The organism is Streptococcus sp. k-163, from assembly GCF_013277555.1.
GTDB lineage: Bacteria > Bacillota > Bacilli > Lactobacillales > Streptococcaceae > Streptococcus.
This window is the reverse complement of the sequence record NZ_VMND01000009.1, coordinates 115,574-132,881: the sequence shown is the minus strand read 5'-3', so window position 1 is coordinate 132,881 and position 17,308 is coordinate 115,574. Positions and strand designations below refer to the sequence as shown.

General features: G+C 40.7%; 19 protein-coding genes. All 19 read left to right on the top strand.

Annotation, left to right across the window (positions count from 1 at the left end; translation table 11 throughout):
* Positions 1 to 32 precede the first annotated feature (32 nt).
* The 19 genes from mgtA (at position 33) to rplB (ending at position 17,234) form a co-directional block, all read left to right on the top strand.
* On the top strand, positions 33 to 2,693 hold the full coding sequence (gene mgtA / locus HT731_RS03510; protein ID WP_061758924.1) for a magnesium-translocating P-type ATPase: 2,661 nt from the start codon (positions 33 to 35) through the stop codon (positions 2,691 to 2,693).
* 135 nt (positions 2,694 to 2,828) lie between these two features.
* Entirely contained in the window at positions 2,829 to 3,227 is a 399-nt protein-coding gene (gene spx / locus HT731_RS03505) for a transcriptional regulator Spx (protein ID WP_000591165.1), read from the top strand.
* Positions 3,228 to 3,302: 75 nt separating this feature from the next.
* Positions 3,303 to 3,872 carry an SP0191 family lipoprotein gene (locus HT731_RS03500; protein WP_061758923.1) on the top strand — a complete coding sequence of 190 codons (570 nt, stop codon included), beginning with the start codon at positions 3,303 to 3,305 and terminating at the stop codon, positions 3,870 to 3,872.
* An 86-nt stretch (positions 3,873 to 3,958) separates the two neighbouring features.
* Positions 3,959 to 4,225, top strand: coding sequence for an IreB family regulatory phosphoprotein (locus HT731_RS03495; protein ID WP_000507059.1), 267 nt, complete (start codon positions 3,959 to 3,961; stop codon positions 4,223 to 4,225).
* Positions 4,226 to 4,228: 3 nt separating this feature from the next.
* Complete coding sequence (gene ruvX, locus HT731_RS03490) at positions 4,229 to 4,648, top strand: Holliday junction resolvase RuvX (protein ID WP_004239076.1); 420 nt, start codon at positions 4,229 to 4,231, stop codon at positions 4,646 to 4,648.
* Between the two features lie 14 nt (positions 4,649 to 4,662).
* A complete protein-coding gene (locus HT731_RS03485; protein WP_000017626.1) occupies positions 4,663 to 4,968 on the top strand; it encodes a DUF1292 domain-containing protein in 306 nt (101 codons plus the stop codon).
* A 307-nt stretch (positions 4,969 to 5,275) separates the two neighbouring features.
* Positions 5,276 to 6,526, top strand: a complete 1,251-nt coding sequence (locus tag HT731_RS03480; RefSeq protein ID WP_061758922.1) for a folylpolyglutamate synthase/dihydrofolate synthase family protein — start codon at positions 5,276 to 5,278, stop codon at positions 6,524 to 6,526.
* A gap of 84 nt (positions 6,527 to 6,610) precedes the next feature.
* Entirely contained in the window at positions 6,611 to 7,075 is a 465-nt protein-coding gene (locus HT731_RS03475; RefSeq protein WP_061758921.1) for an SP_0198 family lipoprotein, read from the top strand.
* Between the two features lie 139 nt (positions 7,076 to 7,214).
* Positions 7,215 to 8,747: a cardiolipin synthase gene (gene cls / locus HT731_RS03470; protein WP_061758920.1), complete on the top strand. Its 1,533-nt coding sequence runs from the start codon at positions 7,215 to 7,217 to the stop codon at positions 8,745 to 8,747.
* A 255-nt stretch (positions 8,748 to 9,002) separates the two neighbouring features.
* A complete protein-coding gene (locus HT731_RS03465) occupies positions 9,003 to 10,556 on the top strand; it encodes a damage-inducible protein CinA (protein WP_173277642.1) in 1,554 nt (517 codons plus the stop codon).
* A gap of 119 nt (positions 10,557 to 10,675) precedes the next feature.
* Positions 10,676 to 12,883: an anaerobic ribonucleoside-triphosphate reductase gene (nrdD, locus tag HT731_RS03460; protein WP_173277640.1), complete on the top strand. Its 2,208-nt coding sequence runs from the start codon at positions 10,676 to 10,678 to the stop codon at positions 12,881 to 12,883.
* A gap of 11 nt (positions 12,884 to 12,894) precedes the next feature.
* On the top strand, positions 12,895 to 13,035 hold the full coding sequence (locus HT731_RS03455) for a hypothetical protein (protein ID WP_000521615.1): 141 nt from the start codon (positions 12,895 to 12,897) through the stop codon (positions 13,033 to 13,035).
* 43 nt (positions 13,036 to 13,078) lie between these two features.
* Complete coding sequence (locus tag HT731_RS03450) at positions 13,079 to 13,585, top strand: GNAT family N-acetyltransferase (RefSeq protein ID WP_173277638.1); 507 nt, start codon at positions 13,079 to 13,081, stop codon at positions 13,583 to 13,585.
* Entirely contained in the window at positions 13,578 to 14,168 is a 591-nt protein-coding gene (nrdG, locus tag HT731_RS03445; RefSeq protein ID WP_001064219.1) for an anaerobic ribonucleoside-triphosphate reductase activating protein, read from the top strand. The genes HT731_RS03450 and nrdG overlap by 8 nt, the downstream gene beginning before the upstream one ends.
* Before the next feature lie 253 nt (positions 14,169 to 14,421).
* The gene (gene rpsJ, locus HT731_RS03440) at positions 14,422 to 14,730 is read left to right on the top strand and encodes a 30S ribosomal protein S10 (RefSeq protein WP_001284513.1); all 309 of its coding nucleotides are present in this window, start codon (positions 14,422 to 14,424) and stop codon (positions 14,728 to 14,730) included.
* Positions 14,731 to 14,812: 82 nt separating this feature from the next.
* Positions 14,813 to 15,439 carry a 50S ribosomal protein L3 gene (gene rplC / locus HT731_RS03435; RefSeq protein WP_000160197.1) on the top strand — a complete coding sequence of 209 codons (627 nt, stop codon included), beginning with the start codon at positions 14,813 to 14,815 and terminating at the stop codon, positions 15,437 to 15,439.
* Positions 15,440 to 15,463: 24 nt separating this feature from the next.
* Positions 15,464 to 16,087, top strand: coding sequence for a 50S ribosomal protein L4 (gene rplD / locus HT731_RS03430; RefSeq protein ID WP_000024537.1), 624 nt, complete (start codon positions 15,464 to 15,466; stop codon positions 16,085 to 16,087).
* Complete coding sequence (locus HT731_RS03425) at positions 16,087 to 16,383, top strand: 50S ribosomal protein L23 (RefSeq protein ID WP_001055347.1); 297 nt, start codon at positions 16,087 to 16,089, stop codon at positions 16,381 to 16,383. Before rplD ends, HT731_RS03425 begins: the two co-directional genes overlap by 1 nt.
* Before the next feature lie 17 nt (positions 16,384 to 16,400).
* Positions 16,401 to 17,234: a 50S ribosomal protein L2 gene (gene rplB, locus HT731_RS03420; RefSeq protein WP_000512911.1), complete on the top strand. Its 834-nt coding sequence runs from the start codon at positions 16,401 to 16,403 to the stop codon at positions 17,232 to 17,234.
* Positions 17,235 to 17,308 lie beyond the last annotated feature (74 nt).

Here is a 17,308-nt window from a genome sequence, read left to right as displayed (position 1 = left end):
AAACACATTATTCATACAGATAGGAGAAACCAATGAAAACAACAAAAGAAAGATTAGCAACAGCTATTCAAGTCCCTTTAGACGAGAGTCTAACTTTTTATCATACCAGTTTAAACGGTTTGACAGAGGAACAAGTCGAAAAAAATCGTGCCCTATATGGCGAAAACACCATTACCAAAGGTCAAGAAGATTCGATTTTGAAAAAGATTTACGAATCTATTATCAATCCATTTACAATCATCTTACTGGTCATCGCCGTGATTTCCTTAGTGACCAATGTCTGGTTGGCAAAACCAGGTCAAGAAGATCCGACGACTTCCATTATCATCGTTGTCCTAGTCCTCATTTCTGGAGGCATTCGATTTGTCCAAGAACTCCGCAGTGATAAGGCAGCCACCAATCTTTCAAAAATGATTGTCAACACAGCGACTGTCATTCGTCAAGGAGAAATCCAAGAAGTACCTATCGATGACTTGGTAGTAGGTGACGTGGTTAAATTAAGCGCTGGAGATATGATTCCAGCAGATCTTCTTTTATTTGAGTCGCGCGATTTCTTTGTCCAACAGTCGGGTTTGACAGGCGAAAGTGATTCTGTTGAAAAATTGGCCTTGACCAAGGTAACAGTTCAACAATCTGATAGTCTGCTAGAAGCCGAATCCTTGGCTTTTATGGGAACCAATGTATTATCTGGTAGTGCCAAGGCCTTGGTTTTGGCGGTTGGTGATGATACCATGATGGGGGCCATCGAGCAGACTCTGAACACCTACGACGAGCCCACTTCGTTTGAACGAGAGATGAACAGTATCTCTTGGCTCTTGATTCGCTTGATGTTGGTCATGGTGCCCATCGTTTTCTTGTCTAATGGCTTGACAGATGGAGATTGGTTAGAAGCTGGCGTATTTGCTTTGAGTGTTGGTGTTGGATTGACACCTGAGATGCTTCCTATGATTATTACCGCTAGCCTAGCAAAAGGCTCCATTATCATGGCCAAGGAAAAAGTGGTTATCAAGAAACTCAATGCCATACAGGACTTAGGGGCGATTGATATCTTATGTACAGATAAGACAGGGACTCTAACCCAAGACGAAATCGTTCTAGAATATCCCTTGGATATCCACGGACGCTTGGATTTGACCGTCTTGAGACGAGCTTATCTCAATTCCTACTTTCAAACTGGCTTGAAAAATTTGATGGACAGAGCCATTATCAAACGGACTGAAAAGGAAGCCAAAGAACACGCCCTCTTGCAAAATCTGTCTCAAACTTTTCAAAAAATAGATGAATTGCCCTTTGATTTTGAACGTAGACGGATGAGTGTTATCGTCAAGGATGAACACGAAGTTGTTAGTTTGGTAACTAAAGGTGCCCTAGAGGAAATGTTGACGATTTCCAGTCATGCGGAATATCAAGGAGTGATTACTCCCTTGACATATGCTATTAGAGAAGAAATATTAGCGGAAGTCCGACAACTCAATCAACAAGGTTTGCGTGTCTTGGGAGTGGCCTATAAGTCTGGTTTGAGGGAAGGTCATGCCTATACAGTTGATGATGAAGGGGATATGATTCTAACTGGTTATTTAGCCTTCCTAGATCCTCCTAAACCATCTGCAGCACCAGCAATTAAGGCTTTGTTAGAACATGGAGTTCAAACAAAGATTTTAACGGGAGACAACGAAAAAGTTACCCAAGCCGTCTGTGAAAAGGTTGGTTTAGATATCAATCAGATGCTGTTGGGGTCTGAAATTGATCAGATGAGTGATCAAGAATTGGCCCAAGCTGTAGAGGAGGTAACCGTCTTCGCCAAACTTTCTCCTGACCAAAAAGCACGGATTATTTTGCAATTTAAGGCTAATGGTCATGCTGTCGGCTATATGGGAGATGGAATCAATGATGCTCCTTCTATGAAAGTTGCAGATGTGGGGATTTCTGTTGATACAGCAGTAGATATTGCCAAAGAAACAGCTGATGTTATCCTACTTGATAAGGATCTCATGGTGCTTGAAAAAGGACTTGTTGAAGGTCGTAAGGTCTATGCAAATATGACCAAATATATCAAGATGACAGTGAGTTCTAATTTTGGGAATATCTTGTCCCTGTTGGTCTCTGGAATCTTTTTACCCTTTTTACCAATGGCACCAGTCCATTTGATTATCCTAAATCTAGTCTATGATTTGTCTTGTATTGCTTTGCCTTTTGATAAGGTGGACAAAGATTTTTTGAGAAATCCGCATACCTGGGAAGCCAAGTCTATCACACGTTTCATGGTCTGGATGGGGCCGATATCTTCTGCCTTTGATATTTTGACCTTTATTTTGCTCTATTTTATCATTGTACCCATGACGACAGGTCATGCCTATGTTCATGGAGCAGAGTCGGCCGTAGGCTTTATTGTCTTGTTCCAGACAGGTTGGTTTATCGAGTCTATGTGGTCACAAACTATGGTTATCCATATGCTGCGTTCAGCTAAAATTCCCTTTCTACAAAGTCGTCCAGCTTGGTTAGTCCTTGTGACAACCTTATTGGCTGCAGCCTTTGTGACCTTCCTTCCCTACAGTCCACTAGCTAGCCTTCTCCATTTAACTCCTTTAAAACCGATTTATTTCATCTTTTTACTTTTCATCATTACTTTGTATATGATTAGCGTGACAGTTGTGAAAAAAATCTATATCAAGAAATATAAAGAATGGCTGTAAATTTCATTTTGTCAAGAAAAAAGTACGAAAATGACGAAAAAAGTCAAAAAAATTTAAAAATAGGTCGCAAGTCGGATGTTTTTTATGGTATAATAGACTAAACTGATAGTAACATGTAGCGAAAGGGGTAGGTACATGATTAAAATTTATACAGTCTCAAGTTGTACTAGCTGTAAAAAAGCAAAAACCTGGCTCAATGCCCACCAGTTAAGTTATAAAGAACAAAACCTTGGTAAAGAAGGAATTACGAGAGAAGAATTACTGGATATTCTAACCAAAACAGATAACGGAATAGCCAGCATCGTTTCATCTAAAAATCGCTATGCCAAAGCCCTTGGAGTGGATATTGAAGATTTGAGTGTCAATGAAGTCCTCAATCTGATTATGGAAACACCGAGAATTTTAAAGAGCCCAATTCTTGTAGATGAAAAACGCCTGCAAGTTGGCTATAAGGAAGACGATATTCGTGCCTTCCTACCACGCTCTGTCCGTAATGTAGAAAATGCAGAAGCACGTTTGCGTGCGGCTCTATAAACATCAAGGCTGGGAGCAATTCTCAGTCTTGTTCTATTTTAATCTGATTTAATCTGAAAAAGAAAGAAGAAAGAAATGAAAAAAATTGTTCTTGTTAGTCTAGCTTTCCTTTTTGTCCTGGCTGGTTGTGGGCAGAAAAAAGAAACTGCAACAGCTACAAAAACAGAAAAGGATACGCTTCAGTCGGCATTGCCAGTTATTGAGAATGCAGAGAAGAATACAGTTGTGACCAAGACTTTGGTCTTGCCAAAGTCAGATGATGGTAGCCAGCAAACCCAAACCATTACATACAAAGACAAGACTTTTTTGAGCCTAACCATTCAACAAAAACGTCCAGTATCTGATGAGTTGAAGACCTACATTGACCAACATGGAGTGGAGGAAACTCAAAAAGCTCTTCTTGAGGCGGAAGATAAGGATCAATCTATTATAGAAGCACGTAAATTGGCAGGCTTTAAGCTTGAAACCAAATTATTGAGTGCAACAGAACTTCAAACAACGACCAGTTATGATTTTCAAGCTTTGGATGTCAAGAAGGCTTCTCAGACTGAATATCTGAAGAATATTGGTTTAGAAAATCTCTTGAAGAATGAACCAAGCAAATATATTTCAGACAGACTGGCAAATGGTGCGACAGAACAGTAGAAAATCCAAATAAATAGACTGCATGAATTGTAGAAGGTAAGGAATTATGCTATAATGGTACTATTCTAAGGAAAGAGGGTGTTAGAATGGGATTTACTGAAGAAACAGTACGTTTTAAACTGGACGATTCCAATAAAAAAGAAATTAGCGAAACTTTGACTGATGTCTATGCTTCGTTGAACGATAAGGGCTACAACCCAATTAACCAAATCGTAGGTTACGTATTGAGTGGAGACCCTGCCTACGTTCCTCGTTATAATAATGCACGAAATCAAATCCGTAAGTATGAGCGTGATGAAATCGTTGAGGAATTGGTCCGCTACTACCTTAAAGGACAAGGAGTCGATCTATAACCTATGAGAATTATGGGATTGGACGTCGGTTCGAAAACGGTAGGGGTGGCTATTAGTGATCCACTCGGTTTTACAGCTCAAGGACTTGAAATCATCCAAATTAATGAGGAACAAGGCCAATTTGGTTTTGACCGCGTTAAGGAGTTGGTTGATACTTACAAGGTGGAACGATTTGTAGTGGGTTTGCCTAAAAACATGAACAATACAAGCGGACCGCGCGTGGAAGCTAGTCAAGCCTACGGAGCAAAGCTAGAAGAGCTTTTTGGTTTACCAGTAGATTATCAAGATGAACGCTTGACAACAGTTGCTGCAGAGCGTATGTTGATTGAACAAGCAGATATCAGTCGCAATAAGCGCAAGAAAGTCATTGATAAGTTAGCAGCTCAGCTGATTTTACAAAATTATTTAGATAGAAAATTTTAATATAAGGAGAGGCTATGTCACACGATCATAACCACGAACACGAAGAACGTGAACTAATCACACTAGTAGATGAGCAAGGAAACGAAACCTTGTTTGAAATCCTTTTGACCATTGACGGAAAAGAAGAATTTGGTAAAAACTATGTTCTTCTAGTACCAGTTAACGCAGAAGAAGACGAAGACGGACAAGTTGAAATCCAAGCTTACTCATTCATCGAAAACGAAGATGGAACAGAAGGCGAATTGCAACCAATCCCAGAAGACTCAGAAGACGAATGGAACATGATTGAAGAAGTCTTCAATAGTTTTATGGAGGAGTAAAAATATCCGGGGGATATTTTTACCCCAGCTCCTTGAAACAAAAGAGAGCTGGTAAGTCCGGGGGACGTTTTTAGCCCTGCTTTTAGAAAAAAGAAAGAGCAGGCAGTCTGGGAGACTGTATCACCCCAACTCCTAGAAATTGGAAGAGTTGGACCATCCAGTGGACGTTTTTACCCCACGTTAAAATTTATAGTAGCTAGTTATTAGCTAACCAGGTAAGAGGTCGGGACGAAAATCCTGACCTTGTTTTTATTAGTCATCATGCTTTGTCGCGGTAATTGATTGGATTTTTGTCAAGGAGATATATATGTTTGAAGTAGAAGAATGGCTTCATAGTCGGATTGGTTTGAATTTTCGGTCAGGCTTGAGCCGAATGCAACAAGCGGTGGATTTGTTAGGAAATCCCGAGAAGTCTTACCCTATTATCCATGTGACAGGAACTAATGGGAAAGGCTCTACCATTGCTTTTATGAGAGAGTTATTCATGGGACATGGCAAAAAAGTTGCGACTTTTACCTCCCCTCATATTGTCTCCATCAATGACCGAATCTGCATTAATGGGGAACCAATAGCTGATGCAGACTTTATCCGTTTAGCTGAGCAGGTCAAGGAGATGGAAAAGACGCTTCTGCAAACTCATGACCAGTTGTCTTTTTTTGAATTGCTGACCTTGATTGCTTTCCTCTATTTTAGGGAGCAAGAGGTGGATTTGGTTCTACTAGAAGTGGGAATTGGTGGCTTACTTGACACGACCAATGTGGTAACTGGAGAGATTGCTGTCATCACCTCCATTGGGCTTGACCATCAGGAGACCTTGGGCGATAGTCTAAAAGCAATCGCAGAGCAGAAAGCTGGTATTTTCAAGGCTAGTAAGAAGGCAGTGGTTGCTAAGCTGGCTCCAGAAGCTAGGCTTGTTTGTCAGAAAAAAGCTGAATCTTTAGCTGTTGACCTTTATCAGACAGGTCAAGATTTTTCAATGCTAAAGGGTGATTTTTCAAGTTCTTTGGGGAATTTTCCACATCTGAAAATAGGATTGGAAGGAGCCTATCAGCAGGAAAATGCGGCCTTGGCGCTACAAGCATTTCTTCTCTTTATGAGAGAATGGAAGGATATTGTTGATGGGCAGGCTATAAGGCAGGCATTGGAGAAGACTCATTGGGCTGGCCGTTTGGAGTGTATTCGTCCGCAGATTTACTTGGACGGTGCTCATAATCTTCCTGCCTTGACTCGCCTGGTGGAGTTTATCAAAGAAAAAGAGCAGGAAGGTTATCGTCCTCAAATCCTATTTGGAGCCTTGAAACGTAAGGATTATCAAGGGATGCTGGGTTATCTGACTGAAAATTTGCCTCAGGTGGAACTCAAGGTGACTGGTTTTGACTATCAAGGTTCTTTAGATGAGACGGATGTAACAGGTTACGATGTGATTTTTTCTTACCGAGAATTTATTAGCAGTTTTGAAGCAAGGGCAGACGCGCAGGACTTGTTGTTCATTACAGGGTCTCTCTATTTTATATCAGAAGTACGGAGTCACCTACAGGAGCATGAGCAGATAAATTGACCTCCTTTTTTGAACTTGTTATACTAGGGGAACTGCCAGTTAGAAGAAAATTGCTCTAAATTGGTAGAAGAAAGGAAGTTCATCATGAAATTAAAAACATTCACACTTTCTCTTGCTTCTCTAGCAAGTCTTAGTCTCTTAGTAGCTTGTTCACAGAGAGCTCAACAGGTTCAACAACCAGCAGCTCAACAGCAAACACAACAAACTCAGCAATCGCAACCTGCTGCTTCATCTTCAACACAAAATAGCAACCAGGCAGCAACAAGTTCTTCACAAAATACAGTTACAGCCCAACCAACTAATATTGATGGAACTTATACTGGTCAGGATGACGGAGACCGTATCACTTTAGTGGTAACTGGAACTACTGGTACATGGACTGAGCTCGAATCTGACGGGGATCAGAAAGTCAAACAGGTTACATTTGATGCAACAAATCAACGCATGATTATTGGCGATGATGCTAAAATTTACACTGTAAACGGGAATCAAATCGTTGTAGATGATATGGATAGAGACCCATCGGATCAAATCGTTTTATCAAAATAGACTAGGAGGAGACCGGATTTTTCGGTCTCTTTTGCTTTTAGTCAGAAAAATGATCATAAATACTTGCCTTCTGTCGAATACCTGAGTTATACTAGTATCAATTACCTGTTTTTAGCATTCAAAATATCAAGGAGGGGATATGAAATATAGGAAATTTCAATTGTTGATGTCCAAGTATGGCTTTAGTCTTTCGATTATGCTACTTGAACTTTCTCTTGTTTTTGGTCTCTTTCTTTATTTAGGGCGCATGGCCCCTATTTTATGGATTATTGTCTTGATCTTTATGAGTATGGCAACTATTGTCGCAATTGTTAATCGCTCCATGGCGCCTGAAAGCAAAGTAATGTGGCTAGTGGTGACTTTTGTTCCTGTCATTGGCCCCCTGCTCTATCTGATGTTTGGTGAAAGGCGATTATCCAAAAAAGAAATCAAGCAGTTGGACAGACTTGGTTCCATGCATTTTCGGGAGGATAACAGTAAAGCACTCCGCCAGAAATTGAAGGAAGATGATAAGGCAGCTTACGGAGTTATCAAATCTTTGTTGAGTATGGATAGCAATGCTGATGTGTATGATCGAACCGACTCACAATTCTTTTCTTCAGGTGAAAGCATGTGGCAACATATGCTGGAAGATCTCAAGAAAGCTGAAAAGTTTATCTTTTTAGAGTATTATATTGTTGAAGAAGGTCTGATGTGGAATAGTATACTAGATATACTAGAGCAAAAGGCAGCTCAGGGTGTCGAGGTCAAGATGCTCTATGATGATATCGGTTGTATGGCGACTTTACCTGGGGATTATACTATTCAGCTTCGTAGTCTAGGAATAGAGGTCCATAAGTTTAATAAGGTGATTCCTCGTTTGACAGTAGCTTATAATAATCGGGACCATCGTAAAATCCTTGTCATAGATGGTCAGGTAGCTTATACAGGAGGGATTAACTTAGCTGATGAGTACATCAATCATGTAGAACGCTTTGGTTATTGGAAGGATAGTGGGATTCGCTTAGATGGCCCTGGTGTCAAGGCTCTAACCCGTCTCTTTTTGATGACTTGGTACATCAATCGTGGGGAAATCAGCGATTTTGACCAGTATCACTTGGAAAATCAGCCTTGTTCTGGCCAAGGGCTCTGCATTCCTTACGGTAGTGGACCCAAGCCCATCTTCCGTACCCAGGTAGGGAAAAAAGTCTATCAAAGTTTGATTAATCAGGCCACTGATTCAGTCTATATTACAACACCCTATCTGATTATTGACTATGACTTAACAGAGAGTATTAAAAATGCAGCTATGAGGGGTGTTGATATCCGCATTGTAACACCTTTCATTCCAGATAAAAAATTAATCCAACTCATTACAAGAGGAGCTTATTCGGATTTGTTATCGGTAGGAGTAAGAATTTTTGAGTATAGTCCCGGCTTCATCCACAGTAAACAAATCTTAGTGGATAAGGACTTTGCTGCAGTTGGAACCATTAACTTAGATTATAGAAGTTTACTTCACCACTACGAAAATGCAGTCTTGCTATATAAAACAGAATCAATCACGGAGATTCAAAAAGATTTTGAGGAGATTTTTTCAGTATCGCAAGAAATTTTTACTCATACTATAAAAAATAGCTGGTATCAAAAATTGATTAAGGAAATTGCCCAGTTATTTGCCCCAATCTTATAAGAAATCTAGAACTGAGGACACAAACCAGTCCTATTTTTCTTGTCTTTTACGAATAAGAAGATATAGGGGGGAACGATGCTGACTCAGAAAGAATTGAACTATATCACGACATTTAAACAGACACATTTACACCGATTTCGAGAAATTGAAACCTTTGTGAAACTATGTAAAAAATCACTCAAACAGCCATCGCAAGCTGACAATTCAAGGTCTTTTTGATATACTAAGACAGACAAACTGAATAGGAGAAACGACATGGCTGTATATGGCAGAATCGAAGAAGTATCCGAAACGATACAGAGTAATGAAATTGAAAATAGACTGGATAGGAACTTTGAATCTCATGTAGAAAAAGAAGAGCAGGTAGCTTTCCCGTTCTTCAGACTCATCATTGGAAGTACGATTGTAACGGTTTTTTCTGTGGTGGTTCCTTTACTTTTAGATATGGTAAGTCCCTCTCAGGCGCAGGATTTGTATATTGGGTGGGCTTTGCATCAGGGAGGACAGCTATACAGTAGTTATTATGCTGGTCAAGGTCTTCTTTATTATTTACTACTTTACATTACCCAAGGAGGCATTCTTTTTGCCTTGGTAGAATGGCTAGCCCTCTTAGGAGGAGGCTACTTCCTCTTTTCTTCAACCGACAATTTGACAGGGCAAAGGGATCAAGCTAAGCAACTCCTAACGATATTTTATATTTTGGTATCTGGTATAGGTTTTGGAGGAGGCTATGCTACGATTTTAGCTCTTCCATTCTTATTTGCAGGCTTTTCTTTAGTAGCGCGTTATCTATCAAATCCTAACCATGACAAGGGATTTCTACGTTTGGGGATTTTCTTAGCTCTATCATTTTTCATAGAGCCCCTTACAAGCCTTCTCTTTACTGTAGTAGTAATGATAGGTTTATTTGTCTTTAATGTTGGACATGGACGCTTTATACATGGGATTTATCAATTTTTTGCGGCAGCACTTGGTTTCTCTCTCCTATTTTATCCTTTAGGCTACTATGTCATCATTTCAGGAGGTTTTGGAGAGGCTTTAAGTAGATTTTTGTATCCATTTACTTCCATGCGTATTTTTGCTAATCCCCAGTTAGTAGAGAATGCTTTATTTTATGGTCTATTAACCTTTGGATTAGGAGCTTTCATTCTTATTTTTCTCGGTTTGTTCCAAACTAAAGCATCTAGATTATATGTCATCTCAGTACCAGCTAGCTTTGTTTTCTTATTTGTACTAGCCTTGTTGCTTTTTTCTCAAGAACCTCTTCACGGTTCGCGTTGGATTCTAATCCTTCCATTTTTACTCCTTCTTTTGATAACCAGTATTCGTGGGGAACACTCGGGAAGAATAGCACGTCGTCGGAGAAGAGAGGAAGTTCCAACTTTATGGAAAAAATTTATGAAGGGAAATCTCTACCTACCGATTCTAGTAGTGGTTTATCTAATTGCAGTTCCTTTTGTAGCTCGTTTTGTCTTGCATCCAGCTTCGTATGAAGAACAACATCAAGTAGTAGATAGAGTCAAACAAGAGACAAGTGAGGGGGACCAAATCTATATCTGGGATTCTCATGTTCAGATCTATAAGGAAAGCCAGCGTTTGGCTGGATCCATGTTCCCATCGCCTCTTCTTTACATGAGTACAGAAGAAAACAAAACTACCTTGATCAATGACTTGAAAGAAAAACAACCCAAGATGATTGTGGTGAATGACAAGGTGGAAGTCTGGTCTGAAGTAGAAACAATCTTGAAAGAAAATTACCAACAAGTAAAGACCGATTACTCAGAGTTTAAAGTTTATAAAATTAAATAAGAAAATCAATATCTTGTGTATTTTTAAAAAAATTAGGATTTTTAACACAAGATATTGATTTTTCTTTTTAGAGTGGTATAATACTTTTTAGAAAGAACATTTTAGAAAAGAGCATGCATATGATTGCACTAGAAGAAAAAATTACAACCCTACCAACCCTTTTCGTTGAAAAACGAGATGGGAGACGTGTTGTGTTTGATGTGGACAAGATTGACAAGGCTCTCCACAAGGCGGCAGACAAGGTTATGGACGTGACACCCTTAGTCGAAAAGCGCCTAAATGCTCTGACTGAGCGTATTGTCACAGAAATTCATAGTCGCTTTCCAAAGGGAGTTAAGATTTACGAAATTCAAAATATCGTAGAACATGAACTCCTTGAAGCCAAAGAATATGCGCTAGCTGAGGAATATATCACTTATCGGACACAGAGGGATTTTGAGCGCTCAAAAGCGACAGATATCAACTTTAGCATCCATAAACTTCTCAACAAAGACCAGGCAGTTGTCAATGAAAATGCTAATAAAGACAGTGATGTCTTTAACACCCAGCGCGATTTGACAGCAGGCATTGTTGGGAAATCAATCGGACTGCAAATGCTTCCTAAGCATGTAGCCAATGCCCACCAAAAGGGGGATATCCACTATCATGATTTGGACTACAGCCCCTATACACCTATGACCAACTGCTGTTTGATTGATTTCAAGGGTATGCTGGACAATGGTTTTAAGATTGGAAATGCAGAGGTAGAGAGTCCTAAATCTATCCAGACTGCAACAGCCCAGATTTCCCAAATCATCGCCAACGTTGCTTCTAGCCAGTACGGAGGTTGTTCAGCTGACCGCATCGATGAAGTTTTGGCGCCTTATGCAGAGAAGAATTACCAAAAACACCTCAAGGATGCAGAAGAATGGGTTTTGCCTGAAAAACGGGAAGATTACGCTTGGAAGAAAACGCAAAAGGACATCTACGATGCCATGCAATCTTTAGAGTATGAAATCAATACTCTCTTCACTTCAAACGGACAAACACCTTTTACTTCGCTAGGTTTTGGTCTAGGAACCAATCGTTTTGAGCGAGAAATTCAAAAGGCTATTTTAAACATTCGCATTAAGGGTCTTGGTTCAGAACATCGTACAGCTATCTTCCCTAAACTTATCTTCACGCTTAAAAGAGGACTCAACTTAGAGGAAGGGACTCCCAACTACGACATCAAACAGTTGGCTCTTGAGTGTGCAACCAAGCGGATGTACCCAGATGTCTTGTCCTATGATAAGATTATCGAACTGACAGGTTCCTTCAAGGTTCCTATGGGTTGTCGCTCCTTCCTCCAAGGATGGAAGGATGAGAATGGTGTAGAAGTCAATTCAGGTCGGATGAACCTGGGTGTCGTGACAGTTAACTTACCTCGTATCGCCCTCGAGTCTGAGGGCGACATGAATAAGTTCTGGGAAATATTCAACGAACGTATGAATATCGCAGAAGATGCTCTGGTTTACCGTGTCGAACGTACCAAAGAAGCGACACCAGCAAATGCTCCTATCCTCTATCAGTACGGCGCTTTTGGCCATCGTCTAGGTAAAGAAGAAAATGTTGACCAGCTCTTTAAGAATCGTCGAGCGACAGTTTCGCTGGGCTATATCGGCTTGTATGAAGTAGCGACTGTTTTCTTTGGTAACAGCTGGGAAAGTAATCCAGATGCTAAGGAATTCACGCTAGACATCATTCGCGATATGAAACGCCGTGTAGAAGAGTGGTCTGACCAATATGGCTATCATTTCTCTATCTACTCAACACCATCTGAAAGTTTGACAGACCGTTTCTGTCGACTAGATACAGACAAGTTTGGTTCTATTCCTGATATTACAGACAAGGAATACTATACCAACTCTTTCCACTACGATGTTCGTAAAAATCCAACACCGTTTGAAAAACTGGATTTTGAAAAAATCTATCCAGAAGCAGGTGCGTCAGGTGGTTTCATCCATTATTGTGAGTATCCAGTCCTCCAGCAAAATCCCAAGGCCTTGGAAGCTGTGTGGGATTATGCTTATGACCGTGTGGGTTATTTGGGGACCAATACTCCAATTGACCGTTGCTACAAGTGTGATTTTGAAGGGGATTTTGAACCAACTGATAGAGGGTTTGCTTGTCCAAACTGTGGCAATAGTGACCCTAAAACAGTAGACGTTGTTAAACGGACTTGTGGCTATTTAGGCAATCCTCAAGCGAGACCTATGGTTAACGGCCGTCACAAGGAAATCGCTGCGCGTGTCAAACATATGAATGGCTCAACGATTAAAATAGCTGGCCACCAAGTAATAAATTAGAAAGAAATAAAATGGGAAAATATCAATTAGACGATAAGGGGCGCGCACAAGTGACCCGTTATCACGAGAAACACTCTAAAGGTGGAGCTGGTAAGAAAGAACGCTTGCTCAACCTCAAAGAACAATTTTTAAACAAGAATAAGAAGAAATAAAAGTGAGAGTCAGCTCTCGCTTTTATCTTAGTGGGAGGTAAGGATGGAATTACGCAGACCAAGATTAGCAGATAAAGAAACAGTTTTAGAGATGATGGCAGAGTTTGAAAAATATCAGTCGCCTCACGACGGTGGTTTCTGGGATACAGAAAATTTTTCTTACGAGGAATGGTTGGAAAGTAATCAGAATCAGGAAATGGGGATTAATTTGACTGAAGGATGGGTTCCCGCAATTCAGTTAGTAGCTTTTTCTGTGAAAGGTAAAGCAATTGGATTTCTTAATCTCCGGTTGCGCCTCAGTAACTTTCTACTAGAAGAAGGTGGTCACATTGGCTACTCCATTCGTCCATCAGAAAGAGGCAAAGGTTATGCGAAAGAAACTCTTCGTCAGGGCTTGCAAGTTGCTAAGGAAAAGAATATTAAGAAAGCTCTTGTAACCTGTAGCGTGAATAATCCTGCCAGCAGAGTAGTCATTCTAGCAAATGGTGGGCTCCTTGAGGATGTTCGTAATGGAGTTGAGCGTTATTGGATAGAGGTAGCGAATGAATAATCCAAAACCACAAGAATGGAAAAGCGAGGAACTCAGTCAAGGTCGGATTATTGATTACAAGGCCTTTAACTTTGTGGACGGCGAAGGCGTGCGCAACTCTCTCTATGTATCAGGCTGCATGTTTCACTGCGAGGGGTGTTATAATGTAGCGACCTGGTCTTTCAATGCTGGCATTCCCTATACGGCAGAGTTAGAAGAGCAGATTATGGCAGACCTTGCCCAACCCTATGTTCAAGGATTGACCTTGCTGGGAGGAGAACCCTTCCTTAATACAGGAATCCTCTTGCCACTCGTTAAGCGGATTCGGAAGGAATTGTCAGATAAAGATATCTGGTCCTGGACGGGCTATACATGGGAAGAAATGATGTTGGAAACTCCAGACAAATTGGAACTCTTATCGCTAATTGACATCCTTGTAGATGGACGATATGATCGAACTAAGAGAAATCTCATGCTCCAGTTTCGAGGTTCGTCCAATCAACGAATTATCGATGTGCAAAAATCCCTCAAAGGTGGGCAAGTAGTGATTTGGGATAAGCTCAATGACGGAAAAGAAAGCTATGAACAGGTGAAGAGAGAGTAACTTTTTTCCATAGAATATTTAAATAAATGACCTATCAAAAAAGAAAACATTTTCATGTTAAAAATTTTAAAAAACAGCAACGAATCCCTTGCAATCGCAGGGGCTTTGTGTTATTCTATTATGGTGCTGTAAATTACAGTCTTAGCTTTGATGCAAGAGGTTGCGACACGCTCGGTTGCATTGCCACGCAACACCGCGTCGGTTTTCTTGTGGAGCTAGCCTATTATCTTAAATAGACGAAAAGGAGAAAAAGATGGCAAACAAAAAAATCCGTATCCGTTTGAAAGCTTACGAACACCGTACGCTTGATACAGCGGCTGCAAAAATCGTAGAATCAGCTACTCGTACAGGTGCACAAGTTGCGGGTCCAATCCCACTTCCAACTGAACGTAGCCTCTACACAATCATTCGTGCGACTCACAAATATAAAGACTCTCGCGAACAATTTGAAATGCGTACACACAAACGTTTGATCGATATCGTTAACCCAACTCAAAAAACAGTTGATGCTTTGATGAAATTGGATCTTCCAAGTGGTGTAAACGTAGAAATCAAACTTTAATCTAAAGCTTGATACCTTGAGCATAAAAAACGCTCGTTAAAAACTTTTTGAATAAAAAATATAGAAAAGGAACTATTTTCTCATGACAAAAGGAATCTTAGGGAAAAAAGTGGGAATGACTCAAATCTTCACTGAAGCTGGCGAATTGATCCCTGTAACAGTTATTGAAGCAACTCCAAACGTTGTTCTTCAAGTTAAAACTGTTGAAACAGACGGATACAACGCTATCCAAGTTGGTTTCGATGACAAACGCGAAGTATTGAGCAACAAACCTGCTAAAGGACATGTAGCGAAAGCTAACACGGCTCCTAAGCGCTTCATTCGTGAATTCAAAAACGTTGAAGGCTTGGAAGTTGGTGCTGAAATTACAGTTGAAACATTCGCAGCTGGAGACGTTGTTGACGTAACTGGTACTTCTAAAGGTAAAGGTTTCCAAGGTGTTATCAAGCGCCACGGACAATCACGTGGACCAATGGCTCACGGTTCTCGTTACCACCGTCGTCCAGGTTCAATGGGACCTGTTGCACCTAACCGCGTATTCAAAGGTAAAAACCTTGCAGGACGTATGGGTGGCGACCGCGTAACAATTCAAAACCTTGAAGTTGTACAAGTTGTTCCAGAAAAGAACGTTATCCTTATCAAAGGTAACGTACCAGGTGCTAAGAAATCTCTTATCACTATCAAATCAGCAGTTAAAGCTGGTAAATAATAAAGAAAGGGGAAATCAGTCATAATGGCAAACGTAACATTATTTGACCAAACTGGTAAAGAAGCTGGCCAAGTTGTTCTTAACGATGCAGTATTTGGTATTGAACCAAATGAATCAGTTGTGTTTGATGTGATCATCAGCCAACGCGCAAGCCTTCGTCAAGGAACACACGCTGTTAAAAACCGCTCTGCAGTATCAGGTGGTGGACGCAAACCATGGCGTCAAAAAGGAACTGGACGTGCTCGTCAAGGTTCTATCCGCTCACCACAATGGCGTGGTGGTGGTGTTGTCTTCGGACCAACTCCACGTTCATATGGCTACAAACTTCCACAAAAAGTTCGTCGCCTAGCTCTTAAATCAGTTTACTCTGAAAAAGTTGCTGAAAACAAATTCGTAGCTGTAGACGCTCTTTCATTTACAGCTCCAAAAACTGCTGAATTTGCAAAAGTTCTTGCAGCATTGAGCATCGATTCTAAAGTTCTTGTTATCCTTGAAGAAGGAAATGAATTCGCAGCTCTTTCAGCTCGTAACCTTCCAAACGTGAAAGTTGCAACTGCTACAACTGCAAGTGTTCTTGACATCGCAAATAGCGACAAACTTCTTGTCACACAAGCAGCTATCTCTAAAATCGAGGAGGTTCTTGCATAATGAATTTGTATGATGTTATCAAAAAACCTGTCATCACTGAAAGCTCAATGGCTCAACTTGAAGCAGGGAAATATGTATTTGAAGTTGACACTCGTGCACACAAACTTTTGATCAAGCAAGCTGTTGAAGCTGCTTTCGAAGGTGTTAAAGTTGCAAATGTTAACACAATCAACGTAAAACCAAAAGCTAAACGTGTTGGACGTTACACTGGTTTTACTAACAAAACTAAAAAAGCTATCATCACACTTACAGCTGATTCTAAAGCAATCGAGTTGTTTGCTGCTGAAGCTGAATAATCTAAGGAGGAAATATCGTGGGAATTCGTGTTTATAAACCAACAACAAACGGTCGCCGTAATATGACTTCTTTGGATTTCGCTGAAATCACAACAAGCACTCCTGAAAAATCATTGCTTGTTGCATTGAAGAGCAAGGCTGGTCGTAACAACAACGGTCGTATCACAGTTCGTCACCAAGGTGGTGGACACAAACGTTTCTACCGTTTGGTTGACTTCAAACGTAACAAAGACAACGTTGAAGCGGTTGTTAAAACAATCGAGTACGATCCAAATCGTTCTGCAAACATCGCTCTTGTACACTACACTGACGGTGTGAAAGCATACATCATCGCTCCAAAAGGTCTTGAAGTAGGTCAACGTATCGTTTCAGGTCCAGAAGCAGATATCAAAGTCGGAAACGCTCTTCCACTTGCTAACATCCCAGTTGGTACTTTGATCCACAACATCGAGTTGAAACCAGGTCGTGGTGGTGAATTGGTACGTGCTGCTGGAGCATCTGCTCAAGTATTGGGTTCTGAAGGTAAATACGTTCTTGTTCGTCTTCAATCAGGTGAAGTTCGTATGATTCTTGGAACTTGCCGTGCTACAGTTGGTGTTGTCGGAAACGAACAACATGGACTTGTAAACCTTGGTAAAGCAGGACGTAGCCGTTGGAAAGGTATCCGCCCAACAGTTCGTGGTTCTGTAATGAACCCTAACGATCACCCACACGGTGGTGGTGAAGGTAAAGCACCAGTTGGTCGTAAAGCGCCATCTACTCCATGGGGCAAACCTGCTCTTGGTCTTAAAACTCGTAACAAGAAAGCGAAATCTGACAAACTTATCGTTCGTCGTCGCAACGAGAAATAATATTAAACTAGTCGCTTAAGCGACTAGTAAATCCGCCAGCTCGGTAGCGCTCCATAGGAGCGCAAGCCGCTGTG

Bases quoted from the DNA above. Each gene is read 5' to 3' on its own strand.
- mgtA (WP_061758924.1), top strand. From the start codon at position 33: ATGAAAACAACAAAAGAAAGATTAGCAACAGCTATTCAAGTCCCTTTA.
- spx (WP_000591165.1), top strand. From the start codon at position 2,829: ATGATTAAAATTTATACAGTCTCAAGTTGTACTAGCTGTAAAAAAGCA.
- HT731_RS03500 (WP_061758923.1), top strand. From the start codon at position 3,303: ATGAAAAAAATTGTTCTTGTTAGTCTAGCTTTCCTTTTTGTCCTGGCT.
- HT731_RS03495 (WP_000507059.1), top strand. From the start codon at position 3,959: ATGGGATTTACTGAAGAAACAGTACGTTTTAAACTGGACGATTCCAAT.
- ruvX (WP_004239076.1), top strand. From the start codon at position 4,229: ATGAGAATTATGGGATTGGACGTCGGTTCGAAAACGGTAGGGGTGGCT.
- HT731_RS03485 (WP_000017626.1), top strand. From the start codon at position 4,663: ATGTCACACGATCATAACCACGAACACGAAGAACGTGAACTAATCACA.
- HT731_RS03480 (WP_061758922.1), top strand. From the start codon at position 5,276: ATGTTTGAAGTAGAAGAATGGCTTCATAGTCGGATTGGTTTGAATTTT.
- HT731_RS03475 (WP_061758921.1), top strand. From the start codon at position 6,611: ATGAAATTAAAAACATTCACACTTTCTCTTGCTTCTCTAGCAAGTCTT.
- cls (WP_061758920.1), top strand. From the start codon at position 7,215: ATGAAATATAGGAAATTTCAATTGTTGATGTCCAAGTATGGCTTTAGT.
- HT731_RS03465 (WP_173277642.1), top strand. From the start codon at position 9,003: ATGGCTGTATATGGCAGAATCGAAGAAGTATCCGAAACGATACAGAGT.
- nrdD (WP_173277640.1), top strand. From the start codon at position 10,676: ATGATTGCACTAGAAGAAAAAATTACAACCCTACCAACCCTTTTCGTT.
- HT731_RS03455 (WP_000521615.1), top strand. From the start codon at position 12,895: ATGGGAAAATATCAATTAGACGATAAGGGGCGCGCACAAGTGACCCGT.
- HT731_RS03450 (WP_173277638.1), top strand. From the start codon at position 13,079: ATGGAATTACGCAGACCAAGATTAGCAGATAAAGAAACAGTTTTAGAG.
- nrdG (WP_001064219.1), top strand. From the start codon at position 13,578: ATGAATAATCCAAAACCACAAGAATGGAAAAGCGAGGAACTCAGTCAA.
- rpsJ (WP_001284513.1), top strand. From the start codon at position 14,422: ATGGCAAACAAAAAAATCCGTATCCGTTTGAAAGCTTACGAACACCGT.
- rplC (WP_000160197.1), top strand. From the start codon at position 14,813: ATGACAAAAGGAATCTTAGGGAAAAAAGTGGGAATGACTCAAATCTTC.
- rplD (WP_000024537.1), top strand. From the start codon at position 15,464: ATGGCAAACGTAACATTATTTGACCAAACTGGTAAAGAAGCTGGCCAA.
- HT731_RS03425 (WP_001055347.1), top strand. From the start codon at position 16,087: ATGAATTTGTATGATGTTATCAAAAAACCTGTCATCACTGAAAGCTCA.